General features: G+C 74.3%; 18 protein-coding genes and 1 riboswitch. Of the genes, 1 reads left to right on the forward strand and 17 read right to left on the reverse strand.

Features of this window, described 5'->3' with window-relative positions:
- Nucleotides 1-3: 3 nt before the first annotated feature.
- From pheT to rpe, 17 genes are all read right to left on the reverse strand, one after another.
- Nucleotides 4-2,553 (reverse strand): phenylalanine--tRNA ligase subunit beta, encoded by a 2,550-nt coding sequence (gene pheT / locus GA0070603_RS08305; protein WP_091309645.1) that lies wholly within the window; start codon nucleotides 2,551-2,553, stop codon nucleotides 4-6.
- 40 nt (nucleotides 2,554-2,593) lie between these two features.
- Nucleotides 2,594-3,667 carry a phenylalanine--tRNA ligase subunit alpha gene (pheS, locus tag GA0070603_RS08310; RefSeq protein WP_091309648.1) on the reverse strand — a complete coding sequence of 358 codons (1,074 nt, stop codon included), beginning with the start codon at nucleotides 3,665-3,667 and terminating at the stop codon, nucleotides 2,594-2,596.
- A 172-nt stretch (nucleotides 3,668-3,839) separates the two neighbouring features.
- The gene (locus GA0070603_RS08315; protein WP_091309651.1) at nucleotides 3,840-4,724 is read right to left on the reverse strand and encodes a TrmH family RNA methyltransferase; all 885 of its coding nucleotides are present in this window, start codon (nucleotides 4,722-4,724) and stop codon (nucleotides 3,840-3,842) included.
- A 32-nt stretch (nucleotides 4,725-4,756) separates the two neighbouring features.
- On the reverse strand, nucleotides 4,757-5,149 hold the full coding sequence (gene rplT, locus GA0070603_RS08320; protein WP_091263835.1) for a 50S ribosomal protein L20: 393 nt from the start codon (nucleotides 5,147-5,149) through the stop codon (nucleotides 4,757-4,759).
- 32 nt (nucleotides 5,150-5,181) lie between these two features.
- Complete coding sequence (rpmI, locus tag GA0070603_RS08325; RefSeq protein ID WP_091309655.1) at nucleotides 5,182-5,376, reverse strand: 50S ribosomal protein L35; 195 nt, start codon at nucleotides 5,374-5,376, stop codon at nucleotides 5,182-5,184.
- 19 nt (nucleotides 5,377-5,395) lie between these two features.
- Complete coding sequence (infC, locus tag GA0070603_RS08330; RefSeq protein ID WP_088970981.1) at nucleotides 5,396-6,046, reverse strand: translation initiation factor IF-3; 651 nt, start codon at nucleotides 6,044-6,046, stop codon at nucleotides 5,396-5,398.
- A gap of 332 nt (nucleotides 6,047-6,378) precedes the next feature.
- Entirely contained in the window at nucleotides 6,379-6,849 is a 471-nt protein-coding gene (locus GA0070603_RS08335) for a PH domain-containing protein (protein ID WP_208862839.1), read from the reverse strand.
- Nucleotides 6,846-7,808 carry a DMT family transporter gene (locus tag GA0070603_RS08340; RefSeq protein WP_091309663.1) on the reverse strand — a complete coding sequence of 321 codons (963 nt, stop codon included), beginning with the start codon at nucleotides 7,806-7,808 and terminating at the stop codon, nucleotides 6,846-6,848. Before GA0070603_RS08340 ends, GA0070603_RS08335 begins: the two co-directional genes overlap by 4 nt.
- Complete coding sequence (gene hisG / locus GA0070603_RS08345) at nucleotides 7,805-8,650, reverse strand: ATP phosphoribosyltransferase (RefSeq protein WP_091309666.1); 846 nt, start codon at nucleotides 8,648-8,650, stop codon at nucleotides 7,805-7,807. The genes GA0070603_RS08340 and hisG overlap by 4 nt, the downstream gene beginning before the upstream one ends.
- 44 nt (nucleotides 8,651-8,694) lie before the next feature.
- On the reverse strand, nucleotides 8,695-8,958 hold the full coding sequence (locus GA0070603_RS08350) for a phosphoribosyl-ATP diphosphatase (RefSeq protein WP_036375234.1): 264 nt from the start codon (nucleotides 8,956-8,958) through the stop codon (nucleotides 8,695-8,697).
- Nucleotides 8,959-9,022: 64 nt separating this feature from the next.
- The gene (gene ribH / locus GA0070603_RS08355) at nucleotides 9,023-9,520 is read right to left on the reverse strand and encodes a 6,7-dimethyl-8-ribityllumazine synthase (RefSeq protein ID WP_091309670.1); all 498 of its coding nucleotides are present in this window, start codon (nucleotides 9,518-9,520) and stop codon (nucleotides 9,023-9,025) included.
- A 2-nt stretch (nucleotides 9,521-9,522) separates the two neighbouring features.
- Complete coding sequence (locus GA0070603_RS08360; RefSeq protein ID WP_091309674.1) at nucleotides 9,523-10,788, reverse strand: bifunctional 3,4-dihydroxy-2-butanone-4-phosphate synthase/GTP cyclohydrolase II; 1,266 nt, start codon at nucleotides 10,786-10,788, stop codon at nucleotides 9,523-9,525.
- Nucleotides 10,785-11,480 (reverse strand): nicotinamide riboside transporter PnuC, encoded by a 696-nt coding sequence (gene pnuC, locus GA0070603_RS08365; RefSeq protein ID WP_091309679.1) that lies wholly within the window; start codon nucleotides 11,478-11,480, stop codon nucleotides 10,785-10,787. Before pnuC ends, GA0070603_RS08360 begins: the two co-directional genes overlap by 4 nt.
- Nucleotides 11,480-12,091, reverse strand: coding sequence for a riboflavin synthase (locus GA0070603_RS08370; protein WP_091309683.1), 612 nt, complete (start codon nucleotides 12,089-12,091; stop codon nucleotides 11,480-11,482). The genes pnuC and GA0070603_RS08370 overlap by 1 nt, the downstream gene beginning before the upstream one ends.
- Before the next feature lies 1 nt (nucleotide 12,092).
- Nucleotides 12,093-13,154 carry a bifunctional diaminohydroxyphosphoribosylaminopyrimidine deaminase/5-amino-6-(5-phosphoribosylamino)uracil reductase RibD gene (gene ribD / locus GA0070603_RS08375; RefSeq protein WP_091309688.1) on the reverse strand — a complete coding sequence of 354 codons (1,062 nt, stop codon included), beginning with the start codon at nucleotides 13,152-13,154 and terminating at the stop codon, nucleotides 12,093-12,095.
- A gap of 169 nt (nucleotides 13,155-13,323) precedes the next feature.
- A riboswitch (FMN riboswitch) is annotated at nucleotides 13,324-13,496 on the reverse strand.
- Nucleotides 13,497-13,577: 81 nt separating this feature from the next.
- On the reverse strand, nucleotides 13,578-14,534 hold the full coding sequence (locus tag GA0070603_RS08380; protein ID WP_091309692.1) for a response regulator: 957 nt from the start codon (nucleotides 14,532-14,534) through the stop codon (nucleotides 13,578-13,580).
- 1 nt (nucleotide 14,535) lies between these two features.
- A complete protein-coding gene (gene rpe, locus GA0070603_RS08385; protein WP_091309697.1) occupies nucleotides 14,536-15,216 on the reverse strand; it encodes a ribulose-phosphate 3-epimerase in 681 nt (226 codons plus the stop codon).
- Between the two features lie 259 nt (nucleotides 15,217-15,475).
- On the opposite strand from rpe, the gene GA0070603_RS08390 reads away from it, so the two are divergent.
- Nucleotides 15,476-16,363, forward strand: coding sequence for a septum formation family protein (locus GA0070603_RS08390; protein WP_091309700.1), 888 nt, complete (start codon nucleotides 15,476-15,478; stop codon nucleotides 16,361-16,363).
- The last annotated feature ends 75 nt before the right edge of the window (nucleotides 16,364-16,438 follow it).

Raw genomic sequence — 16,438 nt, forward strand, 5'->3', positions numbered from 1 at the left:
CCGTCAGGCGCCGCGCAGGACGGCCCCGAAGCGGCGGGCCGCCTCGGCGACCGCCGCGTCTCGGGCGGCCACCGCCTCCTCGCCCGCGAGGGTCCGGTCCGGTGCCCGGAACGTCAGCTTGTACGCCAGCGACCGGCGGCCCGCGCCGAGCTGCTCGGACGCGTACACGTCGAAGAGCCGGACGTCCTCCAGCAGCGGGCCGGCCCCCTCGACGAGGGCCCGCTCCACGTCGGCGGCCGGGACCGACTCGTCCACCACCAGCGCCACGTCGATGAGGGCGGGCGGGAAGGTGGAGACGGCCGGGCCGGCCACCACCGGCGCGGCGGGCAGCGCGTCCAGGTTCAGCTCCATGGCGCTGGTCCGCCGGGGCAGCTCCAGCGTCGCCACGACGGTCGGGTGCAGCTCGCCGGCGTACCCGACGACCGTGTCGTCCACCAGCAGCTCGGCGCAGCGGCCGGGGTGCCAGGGGGCGCGCTCGGCGGCCCGGACGGTGACCCGGTCGGCCGGGATGCCGGCGGCGGCGAGCACCGTCCGGCCGGCCTCGACGGCGTCCGCCCAGCCGGCGGCGCGTCCCGCGCCCCACCAGCCGGTCGGGTCCATCTCGCCGGTGAGCGCCACGGCGACGTGCCGCGGCTGGTCGGGCACCACCGCGTCGGCGCGGGCGAACTCCTCGTCGGTCGGGCGCCGGTCCACGCCCATGGCCGGCGGCGCGCCGGCGCCCGGACGCGGGTGGAACACCGTGCCGATCTCGTAGATCGCCACGTCCCGCTGGCCCCGGCCGACGTTGCGCTTGAGGATGCCGAGCAGCGGGCCGAGCAGCGTGGTGCGCAGCAGCGGCTCCTCCTCGGACAGCGGGTTGGCCACCCGCACCGCGGGGCGGCGGGGGTCGTCGGCCGGCAGGCCGAGCTGGTCGGCCAGTTCCGCGGCGACGAACGGGTGCGCCAGGACCTCGACGTACCCGCGCTCGGCGAGCGACCGGGCGACCGCCCGGCGGCGCTGCTGCGACGCGGTGAGGCCGCGGCCGGGGGGCGCGGTGGGCAGCACCGACGGCACCCGGTCGTAGCCGTCGAGGCGGACCACCTCCTCGACCAGGTCGGCCGGGTCGGTGAGGTCGGGCCGCCAGCTCGGCGGGGTCACGCTCAGCACGTCACCGCCCGCCGCGGCGGCGGCCCCGGTCTCGCCCGGGTCCTCGGCGAGCCGGTCGGCGCCCCGGGTGACCGTGCAGCCGACCTGCTCCAGCAGCTCGACCACCCGCTCCGTCGGGTACGCCACGCCGACCCGCCGCGACGGCAGGTCCGCCGGCAGGGTCACCGGCGTGCGCGGCCGGACGTGGTCGATGTCGAGGACCTCGGCGCCGGCCGTGCCACCGGCGTGCTCGGTGAGCAGCCGGACCGCCTTCTCCAGCGCGACAAGCGGCAGCGCCGGGTCGACCCCGCGCTCCCAGCGCTTGGCCGCCTCGCTGAACAGCTTGTGCCGCCGGGCGGTGCGGCCGACCATGGCCGGGTCCCAGTGCGCCGCCTCGAAGAGCACGTCGGTGGTGGAGGCGACGACCTCGCTGGTCTCGCCGCCCATCACCGCGGCGAGCGAGATCGGCCCGGTGTCGTCGCAGATCACCATGTCCTCGGCGACCAGCGTGCGCGTGACACCGTCCAGCGTGGTCAGCTTCTCCCCCGCCTCGGCCCGGCGGACCACCAGCGGGCCGCTGATCCGGTCGGCGTCGAAGGCGTGCATCGGCTGGCCGAGTTCGAGCATCAGGTAGTTGGTGATGTCGACCGGCAGCGAGATGCTGCGGACGCCGGCCACGGTGAGCCGACGGGACATCCAGCCGGGGGTCTGCGCGGTCGGGTCGACACCACGGACCATGCGGGCGGCGAACCGGTCGCAGCCCACGGTGTCGCGCACCTCGACGGGGTACGCCGGCTCGGCGGTCGCGCCCGGTGCCGGCAGGTCGGCCGGGTCGCGGAACGGCACACCGAGGGCGTGCGACAGCTCGCGGGCGAGGCCCCGCACGCTGAGCGCGTACCCGCGGTCCGGGGTGATCTCCAGCTCCACCACGACGTCGTCGAGGCCTACCACCGGGCGGGCGTCGTCGCCCGGCTTGGCCGGGCTGTCCTCGGGCAGCACGATGATGCCCGAGTGGTCGTCGCCCAGGCCCAGCTCCTTGGCGGAGCAGATCATGCCGTTCGAGTTGCGTCCGTACGTCTTGCGCGCGCCGATGTGGAAGTCGCCGGGCAGCACGCCGCCGGGGAGGATCACCACGACCCGGTCGCCCTGGGCGAAGTTGCGCGCCCCGCAGACGATCTCCTGCGGCTCGCCGGTGCCGTTGGCGGCGCCGACGTCCACCCGGCAGAACCGGATCGGCTTCTTGAAGCCGGTCAGCTCCTCGATCTCCAGCACCTCACCGACCACCAGCGGGCCGGTGACGGTCTCCCGCAGGTCCACCACGGAGTCGACCTCGATGCCGAGGTCGACAAGCGCCTGCTCCAGGTCGCCGGTGGGCAGGTCGGCCGGGAGGTCGACGTGCTCCCGCAGCCAACTGACAGAAACTCGCATGACTGTTAAACCACCGTCTCCGTAACTCGTGCCCGCACCGTCAGACCCCGAACGCGCGGGTGAACCGCACGTCGCCCTCGGCCATGTCCCGCATGTCGCTGACCCCGTGCCGGAACATCACGGTCCGGTCGATGCCCATGCCGAAGGCGAATCCGGAGTAGACCTCCGGGTCGATGCCGCAGGCGCGGAGCACCCGCGGGTTCACCATGCCGCAGCCGCCCCACTCGACCCACTGCGGACCGTCCCGGTGCTCCGGGAACCACACGTCGAACTCGGCGGACGGCTCGGTGAACGGGAAGTAGTGCGGCCGGAACCGGGTCTTCGCGCCCTCGCCGAACATGGCCCGGGCGAAGTGGTCGAGGGTGCCGCGCAGGTGGGCCATGGTGATGCCCTTGTCGACCACGAGGCCCTCGACCTGGTGGAAGACCGGGGCGTGGGTGGCGTCCAGCTCGTCGGTGCGGTAGACCCGGCCGGGCACCACCACGTAGATGGGCGGCTTGCGGGTCAGCATGGTGCGCGCCTGCACCGGCGAGGTGTGGGTGCGCAGCACCAGGCCCGAGCTGTCCGCGCCGGCCTGCGGTGCGATGTGGAAGGTGTCCATGAGGCCCCGCGCCGGGTGGTCGGCGGGGATGTTCAGCGCGTCGAAGTTGGTCCACTCCAGCTCGACCTCGGGGCCCTCGGCCACCTCGTAGCCCATCCCGATGAACAGGTCGCTGATCTGCTCCATCAGGGTGCTCAGCGGGTGGCGGGCGCCGCGGGGCCGCCGGTCGTAGGGCAGGGTCACGTCGACCCGCTCCTCGACCAGCACCCGCTCGGCCTGCTCGCGCTCCAGGATCTCCTGCCGGGCCGCGTACGCGGTCTCGATGGCGCGGCGGGCCTCGTTGACCCGCTTGCCGGCGTCGGACTTGGCGGCGGGCGGCAGCGCGCCGATCTCCCGGCGCGCGAGCGACACCGGGGACCGGTCCCCGAGGTGCGCGGGGCGCAGCGCGGTCAGCGCGTCCGGGTCGGCGGCGGCGGTGAACGCCTTCTCGGCGTCGGCCACGGCCGCGGCCAGGGCGTCCGGGTCGAGCAGGGCGACCTGCTTCGGGTCGTACGGATCGTTGCGGTAGCTCATGGCGTACGGGCACTCCCTCACGGCGGCGCCGGCCCTCACGGGCGGCTAGGCGAGTCTACGGACGCGCGGCTTCGCCGCAGCCCGCCGGTGGGAGTTTCGCGCAGGAGGAAGGGTCAGGCCCGCCGCCCGCCGGCACCGGCGGGCTGGCTAAACGAACGCCGTGGCGCGTTCATCATCCGGCTGACTCCCCTGCTGTGTGGCCGCGCTGACCCGCGGGTCGGCGCAGAGCTCTGGCTGAAGCGTACAGGCAGACGGCCGCCGCCGCAGCCAGGTTCAGGCTCTCGGCGCGCCCGTGCAGCGGCACCCGGACCCGGGCGTCGGCCGCGGCGGTCAGCTCCTCGGGCAGCCCGTGCGCCTCCGAGCCGAAGAGCCAGGCGGTCGGTGCGGCGAGCCGGCCGGCGTCGGCGAGGTCGTCGAGGTCGCTGTCGCCGTACCCCGTCGTGGCCAGGACGGTGAGGCCGGCGGCCCGCAGCGCGGCGACCACGGCGACCGGCTCGGCGGCGCGGACCACGTCGACGTGGAACAGGCTGCCGGCGGAGGCCCGCACGCACTTGCCGTTGTAGGGGTCGACGGCGTCACCGGCGAAGATCACCGCGCCGGCGCCGGCCGCGTCGGCGGTGCGCAGCACGGTGCCGGCGTTGCCCGGGTCGCGGATCTCGGCGAGCACCGCGACCAGGCGCGGTCCGCGCGCCAGGGCGGTGTCCAGGGGTACGTCGAGGTGCCGGCAGACGGCGACCAGGCCCTGCGGGGCGACGGTCTCGGCGAGCGCGGCGAGGCCCTCGTCGGTGACCTCGGAGACCGGCACGTCGGCGCGGGCGGCCCGCGCGGCGAGGTCGGCGTGCCGGTCCAGGGCGGCCGGGGTGCCGAACAGCTCGACCACGGTGCCGGCGCGGGCGAGTGCCTCGCGGACGGCCTGTGGCCCCTCGGCCAGGAACCGGCCGGTGGCCTCCCGGTCCCGCCGGCGCTGGAGCCGGCGGGCGGCGACGACCCGCGGGGTACGCGGGGTGAACGGGCCGGGAACAGCGTCGAGGCGCCTCCCGTGCGGTGCTGACGGCATGGGAGACGCCTCGATCTGCTGGTGCGGGTGGATCAGGCGGCCTGGGCCGCGGCGCCACCGGTGCCCTCGGCCGCCACGGCGGCGCGGGCCAGCTCGACGATCGCGGCGAACGCCGCGGCGTCGTTGACGGCCAGGTCGGCCAGGATCTTGCGGTCGACCTCGATGCCGGCCAGGCGCAGGCCCTGGATCAGCCGGTTGTAGGTCAGGCCGTTGGCCCGGGCGCCGGCGTTGATCCGCTGGATCCAGAGCTGCCGGAAGTCGCCCTTGCGGTCGCGACGGTCCCGGTAGGAGTACTGCATCGAGTGCAGCACCTGCTCCTTGGCCTTGCGGTAGAGCCGGGAGCGCTGACCGCGGTAGCCGCTCGCGGTCTCCAGCAGGGTACGACGCTTCTTCTGGGCGTTAACAGCCCGCTTGACGCGTGCCATCTCAACTCCTTCTTCGGTTCAGGTGGCGCGCGTCAGCGGCCGAGCAGCTTCTTGATGCGCTTGGTGTCGGCCTTGGCCAGCTCGACGGTGCCGGTCAGCCGGCGGGTCTGGGTGGAGGCCTTCTTCTCCAGGTTGTGGCGGAGGCCGGCCTGCTGGGCAACGATCTTGCCCTTGCCGGTCACCTTGACCCGCTTGCCCATACCCGTGTGGCTCTTCATCTTCGGCATGTGGAACGTCTCTCCCCTGTTACTGGCCGCTGGTGTCAGCGGTCGTGCCGGTCTCGCCGGCTGCTGCGGTCTCGCCGGCCGCCGGGGTCTCGCCACCTGCCGGGGCGGCCGACTCCTCCGCGGCCCGGTCGCGGGGACCGCCGCGGGACGCCGTGGCGGCGACCGCGGAGGCCTTCACGGCCCGGTGCGGAGCGAGAACCATGATCATGTTTCGGCCGTCCTGCTTCGGAGCGGCCTCGACGTATCCCAGGTCCGTGATCTCGGACTCGAGCCGGCGCAGGAGCCGGTAACCCAGCTCCGGGCGGCTCTGCTCGCGACCGCGGAACATGATCGTCACCTTGACCTTGTCGCCGGCCTTGAGGAACCGCACCACGTGACCCTTCTTGGTCTCGTAGTCGTGCGGGTCGATCTTCGGCCGGAGCTTCATCTCCTTGATGACGGTCTGCTGCTGGTTACGCCGCGCTTCGCGCGCCTTGAGTGCGCTCTCGTACTTGAACTTGCCGAAGTCCATGAGCTTGCACACCGGCGGGCGCGCCATCGGCGCAACCTCGACCAGGTCCAGGTCGACGTCCGCGGCCAGCTGCAGGGCGCGCTCCAGCGGGACGATGCCCACCTGCTCACCCTCAGGGCCGACCAGTCGGACCTCACGTGCCCGGATCTGCTCGTTCACGCGTGGTTCGACGCTGATGGGGCCTCCTCGAGTCGAGTCTTCCGTGGTGCCGACTCCGCGGGCTCCCGGACGGGAGCCGACCCGGAAAGCAGAAGGCCCCGGCGCATGCCAGGGCCCACTCGACCGGTCGGCACGATCACAGGATCGCGCATCCGGGACCGGGACGTGCCCGGAACCGGGAGACCGGGACCCGGCCACCTACGGTGGGCGACTCGGGTGGGAGCAGGCGCTCCGCTTCAGGACCGCCCGGAGGGCAGTCTGGTCGACTCCGCAACACTACACCCTCGCCCCAGCCCTCCCCAAACCGGGCCGGCCGGGACGCGGCGGGGCGGTCAGCGCGGCGTGGCCGGGTCGGCCAGGGCGGCCAGGTGGGCCTGGTGCAGGCGGCGCAGGGCGCGGACCGCCTCGACGGCGCGCTCCTTGTCGGCGGCCTGGAGGGCGACCATCGGCAGCAGGTCGTCGTCGTGCAGCTCCAGGCTGGCCCACGGGGCGCCCCGGTCGAACCGGACCCCGCGGATCACCTCCCAGGGCAGCTCGTACGAGCCGATCACGTTGCGGACCCGGACACCCCGGACGTCGGCCACCACCCGGGGACGCGTGAAGAGCAGGAAGCCGAGGGCCCCGAAGACGCCCAGCCCCACCATGGCGAGCTGGTCGCCCCGCTGGAACGAGCCGTAGCCGTCGCCCGTCGCGCCGGTCAGGGAGGTGGCCACCAGGCTGAACACCACAAGCAGCGTGACGGCCGACGCCCAGCAGACCACCCGGACCCGCCGCGGCCGCACGGTCACCACAGAATCACTCACGGAACCAGTCTGCCATCCGGCTCGCGCTCCGGTTCCGCCGCCACACGGCGCGGGGCGCGCCGCCCCCGGCCAGCCACCAGCACCGCCACCCCGGTGAGCACCGCCCCGGCCAGCACGGGCAGTCGCACCCCGGGACCGCCGGGCACCGCCACGTCCAGCAGCAGGGCCCCGCCGAGCTGCCCGGCCACCAGCGCCAGGCCGGTGCGCAGCACCCCGGCGGCGCGGACGCCGACCAGCAGGGCGAGCACGATGCCGACGCCGAACAGGCCGCCGACGTAGAGCCACCACTGGGTGGGCCAGCTCGGGTGGCGGGCCAGCGCGCCGGCCAGCGCCGCCACCGCGGCGATCACCGAGGTGCTGACCGCGAAGTTGACCGCCAGGCCGGCGGCCGGGCCGACGGCCGCGGCGACCCGCCCGTTGAGCGCGGACTGCAACGCCACCGCCAGGCCGCCGGCGACCGAGAGCAGCACCAGCCCGACCGCCAGGTCGCCCACCGGACGGCCGAGCTGGGCCAGGGTCACCGCGCCGATCCCCAGCAGCGCCCCGACGACCCGCGGCCCGGTGAGCGGCAGCCGGCCCGTCGCGGCCAGCCCGGCCCGGTCGACGGCCAGGCCGCCGAGGCTGCCCCCGGCCACCTGGGCGATCGTGAAGACCGCCACGCCGAGCGCCGGCACGACGTACGGGCCGATCACCACGATCGCCGCGCCGCCCAGGCCGCCCAGGAACGCCCACCAGGGCAGGCCGGAGCGGCGCAGCCCGGCCAGCCCGGCGCGCATCGACGGGACGGCGACCAGCCCGAGCAGCACGATCAGGGAACCGCCGAGGTTGTTGACCACCGCGCCGATGAGCGGGTCGCCGGCCCGCTCCCCCAGCTCGGCGTTGACCACGCCCTGCGCGGCCGAGGCCACCCCGCCGAGGACCACCACGGCCAGGGCGGCCGGGACCGGCAGCGGCCTCACAACCGGCAGGCGTGGATGTTGGTGACGAGGATGGCCCGGGCGCCCAGCTCGTACAGCTCGTCCATGATCCGGTGCACGTCGTCGCGCAGCACCATGGCCTGCACGGCCACCCAGCCCTCCCGGTGCAGCGGGGAGACCGTCGGCGACTCGATGCCCGGGGTGAGCGAGCTGGCCCGGTCCAGCAGGCCGGCCGGCACGTCGTAGGCGAGCATCACGTACCGGCGGGCGACAAGCACGCCGTGCAGCCGGCGCAGCAACTGCTCCTGCTGGGCGCTGCCGGGGGCGCCGGCCCGGCGGACCAGCACCGCCGAGGAGCGCAGCAGCGGCTCGCCGAAGACCACGAGGCCGGCCTGGCGCAGGGTGGCGCCGGTCTCCACCACGTCGGCGACCACGTCGGCCACCCCGAGCCGGATGGCGTTCTCCACCGCGCCGTCCAGCCGGATCACCTCGGCCTTGACGCCCAGGTCGGCCAGGTGCCGCTCGACAAGCCCCGGGTACGCGGTGGCGATCCGGCGCCCGCCGAGCTGCTGGACCGAGTCCACGTCGTCGGGGCGGGCGGCGAACCGGAAGGTGGCCCGGCCGAAGGTGAGGTCGACGACCTCCTCGGCCGGCGCGCCGGAGTCGACGAGCAGGTCGCGCCCGGTGATGCCGACGTCCAGGTCGCCGGAGCCGACGTAGGTGGCGATGTCCTTGGGGCGCAGGTAGAAGAACTCGATGTCGTTGGGCTCGTCCCGGCAGACCAGGTCCTTCGGGTCGGTGCGCTGGCGGTAGCCCGCCTCACGCAGCATCCCGGCGGCCGACTCGGCCAGGGCGCCCTTGTTGGGTACGGCGACACGCAGCATGGGAGTGCTCCTTCGATCGGGGAGGTGATCAGCGGACGGGGCACTCACAGATGTCGGTAGACGTCCTTCAGCTCGAGGCCGGTGGCCAGCATCAGCACCTGGGCCTGGTAGAGCAGCTGGGAGATCTCCTCCGCGGCCCGCTCCGGGCCCTCGTGCTCGGCGGCCATCCACGACTCGGCCGCCTCCTCGACGACCTTCTTGCCGATGAAGTGCACGCCCTTCTCCAGAGCGGCGACCGTGCCCGAGCCCGGGGTGCCGGCGGCGGCCTTGGCCTGCAGCTCGGCGAACAACTCCTCGAACGTCTTCACGGAAGGCGATTCTTCCAGCCGCCCCCGGTGACCACTCGCCCCGGGGGGCCCTGCTTCCCGCTGGTCAGGCGAAGCCGACCCGGCGGCCGTTGGTGGCGTCCAGGCCGCGGATGGCCAGCGCCGCGTCCAGCGCCGCCACGGTGGCCGCCCAGCCCTTGTCCTCCGCCGAGCCGGGCAGTCCGGCCCGGTCGCGGGCCTGCTCGATGGTCTCCACGGTGAGCACCCCGTGGGCCACCGGTTTGCCCTCGTCCAGCGCCACCCGGGTCAGCCCCTCGGTGACCGACTGGCAGACGTAGTCGAAGTGCGCGGTCGCGCCCCGCACCACCACGCCGATGGCGACGACCACGTCGTACCGGCGGGCCATGGCCTGGGCCACCACGGGCAGCTCGACCGAGCCGGCCACGCGGGCCACCACGGAACCCGCTCCGCACGCCTCGGCCGCCGCCACCGCCCGGTCGACCATGTGGTCGGTGAGGTCGCCGTGCCAGCGCGCGGCCACGATGCCGACGGTCAGCCCGGCGGCGTCCACCACTGTCACGCCCGGTTCGCCGAAACCCGCCATGTCTATGCTCCGATCTCGTCGCCGGCGACCGGGCGGCCCATGGGCGCCTCGGTCACCTCGTCCAGCCCCTCCAGGAGGTGGCCCATCCGGTCCCGCTTGGTGCGCAGGTAGCGCACGTTCTCCGGGTTGGACCGCACGGGCAGCCCCTCCCGGCCGCTCACCGTGAGGCCGTACCCCTCCAGCCCGGCCCGCTTGGCCGGGTTGTTGGTCAGCAGCCGCATCGAGCGGACGCCGAGGTCGTAGAGGATCTGCGCGCCGGTGCCGTAGTCCCGCGCGTCGGCCGGCAGACCCAGGTCGAGGTTCGCGTCCACGGTGTCCCGCCCCTGGTCCTGGAGCTGGTACGCCTGGAGCTTGTGCAGCAGGCCGATGCCCCGCCCCTCGTGCCCGCGCACGTAGAGCACGACGCCCCGGCCCTCCTGGGCCACCCGGGCCAGCGCGGCCTGCAACTGCGGGCCGCAGTCGCAGCGCAGCGAGCCGAAGACGTCACCGGTGAGGCACTCGGAGTGCACCCGCACCAGCACGTCCTTCCCGTCGCCCAGGTCGCCCATGACCAGCGCCACGTGCTCCGCCGGGTCGTGCTCGGCGCGGTAGCCGAGCGCCCGGAACACCCCGTACGGGGTGGGCATCCGCGCCTCGGCGACCTGCTCGACCTGCTTCTCGGTGCGCCGCCGGTAGGCGATCAGGTCGGCGATGGTGACCAGGGTCAGCCCGTGCTCGGCGCAGAACTTCTCCAGGTCGGGCAGGCGCATCATGGTGCCGTCGTCGTTGACCAGCTCGCAGAGCACGCCGGCCGGGCGCAGCCCGGCGAGCCGGGTCAGGTCCACGGCCGCCTCGGTGTGCCCGGGGCGGCGCAGCACCCCGCCCTGGCGGGCGCGCAGCGGCACCACGTGCCCGGGGCGGGCCAGGTCGGTGGGGTCGGTCGACGCGGCGGCGAGCAGCCGGATGGTGTGCGAGCGGTCGGCGGCGGAGATGCCGGTGCTGATCCCCTCCCGGGCGTCCACGGTCACCGTGTACGCGGTGCCCCGCCGGTCCTGGTTGGTGTGGTGCATGGGCGGCAGGTCCAGCCGGTCGCACTCGCTCTCGGTGAGCGGCACGCAGATGTAGCCGGACGTGTAGCGGACCATGAACGCGACCAGCTCCGGGGTGGCCAGCTCGGCCGCGAAGATCAGGTCGCCCTCGTTCTCCCGGTCCTCGTCGTCGACCACGACGACGGGCCGGCCGGCGGCGATGTCCGCCACCGCCTGCTCGATGCTCCCGAAAGTGCTCATGCCACGGCCTCCGAGTACGTCGGCGGGATCGGGGTGCGGGCGGGCGGGGTGGCCCGGGACGTGCGCCACCAGGCGTACAGGCCGGCGAGGCAGAACCCGCCGTAGACCAGGTACATGGCGGCCGAAGGGTAGAAGCCGCCCTGGAGCAGCAGCGGCACGCCGACCGCGTCCACGGCGATCCAGACCAGCCAGAACTCCACCCAGCCGCGGGCCATGCCGTAGGTGGCGAGCAGGCTGCCGACCAGGATCCAGGCGTCGGGCAGCGGCCCCCACGAGCCCAGCGCGGCCAGCACCGGGTACGCGGCGGCGGTGCCGACCACCGCGGCGGCGAGCAGGCCCAGCCGCTCCGGCCAGGTGGCCCAGCGCGGGGTGACCGCCGGCTGCTCCCCGCCGCCGGCACGGCGGTTGCGCGACCAGCGCCACCAGCCGTAGACGCTGACGGCGAAGAAGAAGACCTGCCGGCCGGCCTGGCCGTAGAGGTCGTGCGCCTGCGGGGTGGCGAACACGCCGCCGAGGAAGACGGTGAACAGCAGGGCGTTGCCGATCATGCCGACCGGCCAGGCCCAGACCAGCCGGCGCAGCCCGAGCAGCGCCGAGGCGAGGCCGAAGACGTTGCCGACGATCTCCCGGACCAGGACCGGCGAGCCGGCCACGTGCACCTGGGCGTCGAGCAGCCAGCCGAGCGGGCCCATCAGCGGTCGCCTCCCGCCGCGCGGTCGCCGAGCAGCCGCTCGACGTACTTGGCCAGCACGTCCACCTCGAGGTTGACCGGGTCGCCGACGCCCCGGGCGCCGAGGGTGGTGAGCTTCAGCGTGGTGGGGATCAGCCCGACCGAGAACCAGTCGTCGCCGACAGCGGCGACGGTCAGCGAGATGCCGTCGACGGTGATCGAGCCCTTCTCCACCACGTAGCGGGACAGGTCGGTGGGTAGCCGGAACCGGACCGTCTCCCACTGCGCGGCGGGCTCCCGGCTCAGCACCTCGCCGACACCGTCGACGTGTCCCTGCACGAGGTGGCCGCCGAGGCGGCTGTTCAGCGCGGCGGCCCGCTCCAGGTTGACCGGGTCGCCGGGGCGCAGCCCGCCGAGCGCGGTACGCCGCAGCGTCTCGCCCATCACGTCGGCGGTGAAGACTCCGTCCTCGACGTCGACAACGGTGAGACAGACCCCGTTGACCGCGATGGAGTCGCCGTGCCGGGCGTCCGAGGTGACCAGCGGGCCGCGGACCGCGACCAGCGCCGAGTCACCCCCGGTGTCGGTGGTCCGGACGATCTCGCCCAGTTCCTCGACGATGCCGGTGAACATGTCAGGCCTCCCTCTTCCGGGGCAGCGCGGTGATCCGCAGGTCGGGGCCGACCTGCGTAACGTCGGTGAGTTCCAGGTCGATGGCGTCGGCGATGGTGGTCACGCCGGCGTCCAGCAGCGCGGTCGGGCCGGCACCGAGCAGCTTCGGCGCGACGTACCCGACGATCCTGTCGACCAGGCCGGCGGCGAGGAACGCGCCGGCCAGGGTGGGGCCGCCCTCCAGCAGCGCGGCCCGCACGCCGCGGTGGTGCAGCTCGGCGAGGAGCGCCGCGAGGTCGACCCGGCCGTCCGGGCCGGCACCGACCTCCGCGGCGGTGGCCACCCAGGTCCGGGCCGCGCCGTCGCGGACCCGGGCCTCGGCGGGGGTACGCCCCGAGCTGTCCACCACCACCCGCAGCGGCTGCCGGATGGCGAGGGTGCCGTCGCGCAGGTTGCGGGCGGTGAGCCGGGGGTCGTCGGCGAGCACGGTGCCCACCCCGGCGATCACCGCGTCGACGGTGCCGCGCAGGGCGTGCACGTCGATCCGGGCCGCCTCGGAGGTGATCCACATGCTGGTGCCGTCGGCCGCCGCGGAGCGCCCGTCGAGGGTGGCCGCGTACTTCCAGATGAGGTACGGCCAGCCGCGGCGCATCGAGGTGAGCCAGGCGATGTTGCCGGCCTCGGCCTCGTCGGCGCGTACCCCGACCTCGACCTGGACGCCGGCGGCCCGCAGGGTGGCCGCGCCACCGGAGGCGACCGGGTTGGGGTCCGGGACGGCGACGACGACGCGGGCGACGCCGGCCGCGATGAGCGCGTGGCTGCAGGGGCCGGTGCGGCCGGTGTGGTCGCAGGGTTCCAGGGTGACCACGGCGGTGCCGCCGCGGGCACGCGTGCCGGCCTGGGCCAGCGCGACGATCTCGGCGTGCGGACCGCCGGCGTACGCGTGGAAGCCCTCGCCGACGACCTCGCCGTCGGCGTCCAGCAGGACGCAGCCGACCACCGGGTTGGGGCTGGTGGCGCCGAGGCCGCGGGCGGCCAGCGCGATCGCGCGACGCATCGCCTCGTCCACGGAGACGCTCGCCATCGCCAGCCCTGTCCTCTCGCTCGCCGGTCACGCGCGGGCGGTTCGGGGAGAAGGCGGCACGGGTGCCGCGGACACGCGGCGGCGGAGATCCGGGGACGGCACAGCCGGCCCCGGGGAGCCCACGCGGCGGCTGAGGGTGCTCAGCGCCCGGCAGGGCTCTCCCCGTCCCGCGCGCTGTCTCCCATCCGGACTTTCTGGGGGCGGACGAGCCGCACCCCAACCGTCGGCCCCGGATTCTCACCAGGTCCACCGTCCGGCCGAAGCCGTCCGGGTCGCGGGCTTACCACGGTCGGACCGTGGATCACCGCCGGTTCGGAATTTCACCGAGCCCCGCCAGCGCGTGGTGGGTACACGGGAAGTCTTACACGCCGGGCCGCGGGTCGCGCCACAGAGGCGAGCTACCTCACAGCGCGGACCGGTTCGTCACGTCACGCCCCGGCGCCGGTCGACCGCGACGTATGAGCCGGGTTGGCTCTTGGCGACCGTCTTCATCTCGGAGGCGACGGCGATCGCCTCGAGGGGGTCGGTGAAGCGCTTGCCGGAGTCGGAGAGGGAGACGCCGATGGAGAGGGTGACGAGGGCGGCCCGGCGGATGTTGCCCCGCCGGTCCTTCAGCTCGACGAAGCCGCGTTCCCGGTCGGTCGGGTCGTAGAGGGCGTCGGCGGCCGTCTCGAAGTCGACCACGGCCCGGCTGGTGAGCGGCCGGACCTGGGACGGCGTGCAGACGATGACGAAGTCGTCGCCGCCGACGTGGCCGAGGAAGGCCGGGGGCAGCCCGATCGAGACCACCGCCCGGTGCAGGCTGCGGGCCAGCGCGGAGATGAACTCGTCGCCGCGGACGAAGCCGTACCGGTCGTTGACGCTCTTGAACCTGTCGATGTCGATGTAGCCGACGGCGTAGTCGACGCCGCTACGTACCCGGTCGCTGATCTCCCGCCGGATCCGGCTGTTGCCGGGCAGGCCGGTCAGCGGGGAGACCTCCCGGAACTCCTTGTTGCGGCGCAGCGTGGAGCTGACCCGGGCGACAAGTTCGGCGGTGTCGAAGGGCTTGACCAGGTAGTCGTCGGCGCCGGCGCTGAGGCCGTTGACCTTGTCGGAGGTCATCCCCTTGGCGGTCAGCATGATCACCGGCAGGGCCGAGGTCATCGGATCGGCGCGCAGCCGCCGGGTCAGCTCCAGGCCGTCGATCCGCGGCATCATGAGGTCGACCACGGCGAGATCCGGCCGGTGCCGCTCGATGACCTCCAGGGCCTCCTGGCCGTCGCCGGCGTGCAGCACCTCGAACCCGTGCAGCCGGAGGTTGAACTCGACGAAGCGGGCGATGTCCTCGTCGTCGTCGACGACCAGGATGACGTCGGGTCGGTCGCTGGCCGGGTCCACGTCAGGCCCCGGTCGTCGCGCGTTCCGCCAGGCCGCGCAGCCGGCGGACCGCCTCGGCCGGGTCGTCGGCCCCGTAGACCGCGGTGCCGGCCACGAACGCGTCGGCGCCCGCCGCGGCGGCCTGCTCGATGGTGTCCGCGGCGATGCCGCCGTCCACCTCGATGCGCAGTTCCAGGTGGCCGCTCGCGACGTGCCGCCGGGCGGCGCGCACCTTGTCGAGCAGGTGCGGAATGAACCGCTGGCCGCCGAAGCCCGCCTTGATCGTCATGATCAGCAGCGTGTCGAAGCTGGGCAGCAGGTCCAGGTACGGCTCGATCGGGGTGTCCCGGTCGATCGCCAGCCCGGCCTTCGCCCCGGCGGAGCGCAGGTCCTTGGCCAGCGCCACCGGGTCGTCGCACGCCTCGGCGTGGAACGTGACGTTGTACGCGCCGGCGTCGGCGTACCCGGGCGCCCAGCGGCGCGGGTCCTCGATCATGAGGTGCACGTCGAAGGGCAGTTCGGTCGCCGCGCGCAGGCTCTGCACCACCGGCAGGCCGATGGTCAGGTTGGGCACGAAGTGGTTGTCCATGACGTCCACGTGCAACCAGTCGGCGGCGTGCTCGACGGCGCGGACCTCGTCGGCGAGGCGGGCGAAGTCGGCGGCCAGGATGCTGGGCGCGACGATCAGCGGCGGTACGGTCACCGGGCCAGTGTACGAACGGGGTCACCCGCCACTCACACGGCGGCACCGCCGGGGACCCGCTGTGACCCGGCCGTGACCCCGGGTGCAGAATCGGCCCGTCCGGTGTCCGGAATCGGCACGAAAAGCCATCCGCGTCTGGCCGATCGACCGAAACGGCGCGAAACTCCTACAGGGACGGTCACGTATGCTGCTCGCCCGGTCGCGGGGAACGCCGCACGGGCCGTGACGACCGGCTGTCATCTCCCGGGAAGGGCGGACGATGCGACGGTGGCTCCTGACGCTGGCGCTGGCCGGCACGGCGACGGTGGTCCTGACCGGCTGCGTCCCGCCGCACCGGGCCGACGGGGACCTCACCGACGACTGGGCCGCGCTGCCGGCGCCGCGCCTGTTCGTCCCCGCCACGGACGCCTGCCTGCCCCGCATCACCGCGGTGGTGCAGGCCGCCACCTACGAGACGGTGGACTGCGCGGGCAGCCACCTGGCCGAGGCCGTGCACGTCGGCACCTTCACCGGGCCGACGGCGCGGGGCGCCCGGCCGGAGCCGGGGTCGCCCGCGCTGCGCTCCGCCCGTGCCGAGTGCGACCAGCGGGCCCGGGAGGTGATCGGCGGGGACTGGCACTCCGCCCGGCTCACCCTCAACATCGCGCTGCCCCCGGTGACCGCCTGGGTGGCCGGGGCGCGGTGGTTCCGCTGCGACCTGGCCGAGACCGACAGCATCGACAACACCCGGCCGGTCAACCGGCTGGGCAGCCTGCGCGGCGCCATGGTGGGCGACAACACGCTTGTGCACCGCTGCTTCGACCCGAAGCTGATCGGCGAGAACCTGAACTACATGGCCCCGGTGCTCTGCACCGAGCCGCACCGGGCCGAGTTCGTCGGCGTCTACGAGGAGCGGGACCGGACCTGGCCGGACTTCACCCGCGCGGCACCGGAGGTGCACCGCCGCTGCATGGCGCTCATCGCCGCGTTCGCCGCGGTGCCGAACAACGCCGACCTGCCGTACCGGGCCGGATCGATCTTCTACCCACCGTCGCAACGGGAGTGGGAGGAGGGCGACCGGGGGGTGCGCTGTTTCCTGTGGAGCGACGACCGCAAGCTGACCCGGTCGATGCGCGGGGCCGGCCCACAGGGACTACCCGTCATCTGAGCCCCGGTGCCGTATGCTGCACCGCCGAGGCGTACCCGGCGCGTGGCGCCGGTGGCCCGACCACGGACGACGGGG

Source organism: Micromonospora chersina, assembly GCF_900091475.1.
Lineage (GTDB): Bacteria > Actinomycetota > Actinomycetes > Mycobacteriales > Micromonosporaceae > Micromonospora > Micromonospora chersina.

Bases quoted from the DNA above. Each gene is read 5' to 3' on its own strand.
- pheT (WP_091309645.1), bottom strand. From the start codon at position 2,553: ATGCGAGTTTCTGTCAGTTGGCTGCGGGAGCACGTCGACCTCCCGGCC.
- pheS (WP_091309648.1), bottom strand. From the start codon at position 3,667: ATGAGCTACCGCAACGATCCGTACGACCCGAAGCAGGTCGCCCTGCTC.
- GA0070603_RS08315 (WP_091309651.1), bottom strand. From the start codon at position 4,724: ATGCCGTCAGCACCGCACGGGAGGCGCCTCGACGCTGTTCCCGGCCCG.
- rplT (WP_091263835.1), bottom strand. From the start codon at position 5,149: ATGGCACGCGTCAAGCGGGCTGTTAACGCCCAGAAGAAGCGTCGTACC.
- rpmI (WP_091309655.1), bottom strand. From the start codon at position 5,376: ATGCCGAAGATGAAGAGCCACACGGGTATGGGCAAGCGGGTCAAGGTG.
- hisG (WP_091309666.1), bottom strand. From the start codon at position 8,650: ATGCTGCGTGTCGCCGTACCCAACAAGGGCGCCCTGGCCGAGTCGGCC.
- ribH (WP_091309670.1), bottom strand. From the start codon at position 9,520: ATGGCGGGTTTCGGCGAACCGGGCGTGACAGTGGTGGACGCCGCCGGG.
- GA0070603_RS08360 (WP_091309674.1), bottom strand. From the start codon at position 10,788: ATGAGCACTTTCGGGAGCATCGAGCAGGCGGTGGCGGACATCGCCGCC.
- pnuC (WP_091309679.1), bottom strand. From the start codon at position 11,480: ATGGGCCCGCTCGGCTGGCTGCTCGACGCCCAGGTGCACGTGGCCGGC.
- GA0070603_RS08370 (WP_091309683.1), bottom strand. From the start codon at position 12,091: ATGTTCACCGGCATCGTCGAGGAACTGGGCGAGATCGTCCGGACCACC.
- ribD (WP_091309688.1), bottom strand. From the start codon at position 13,154: ATGGCGAGCGTCTCCGTGGACGAGGCGATGCGTCGCGCGATCGCGCTG.
- GA0070603_RS08390 (WP_091309700.1), top strand. From the start codon at position 15,476: ATGCGACGGTGGCTCCTGACGCTGGCGCTGGCCGGCACGGCGACGGTG.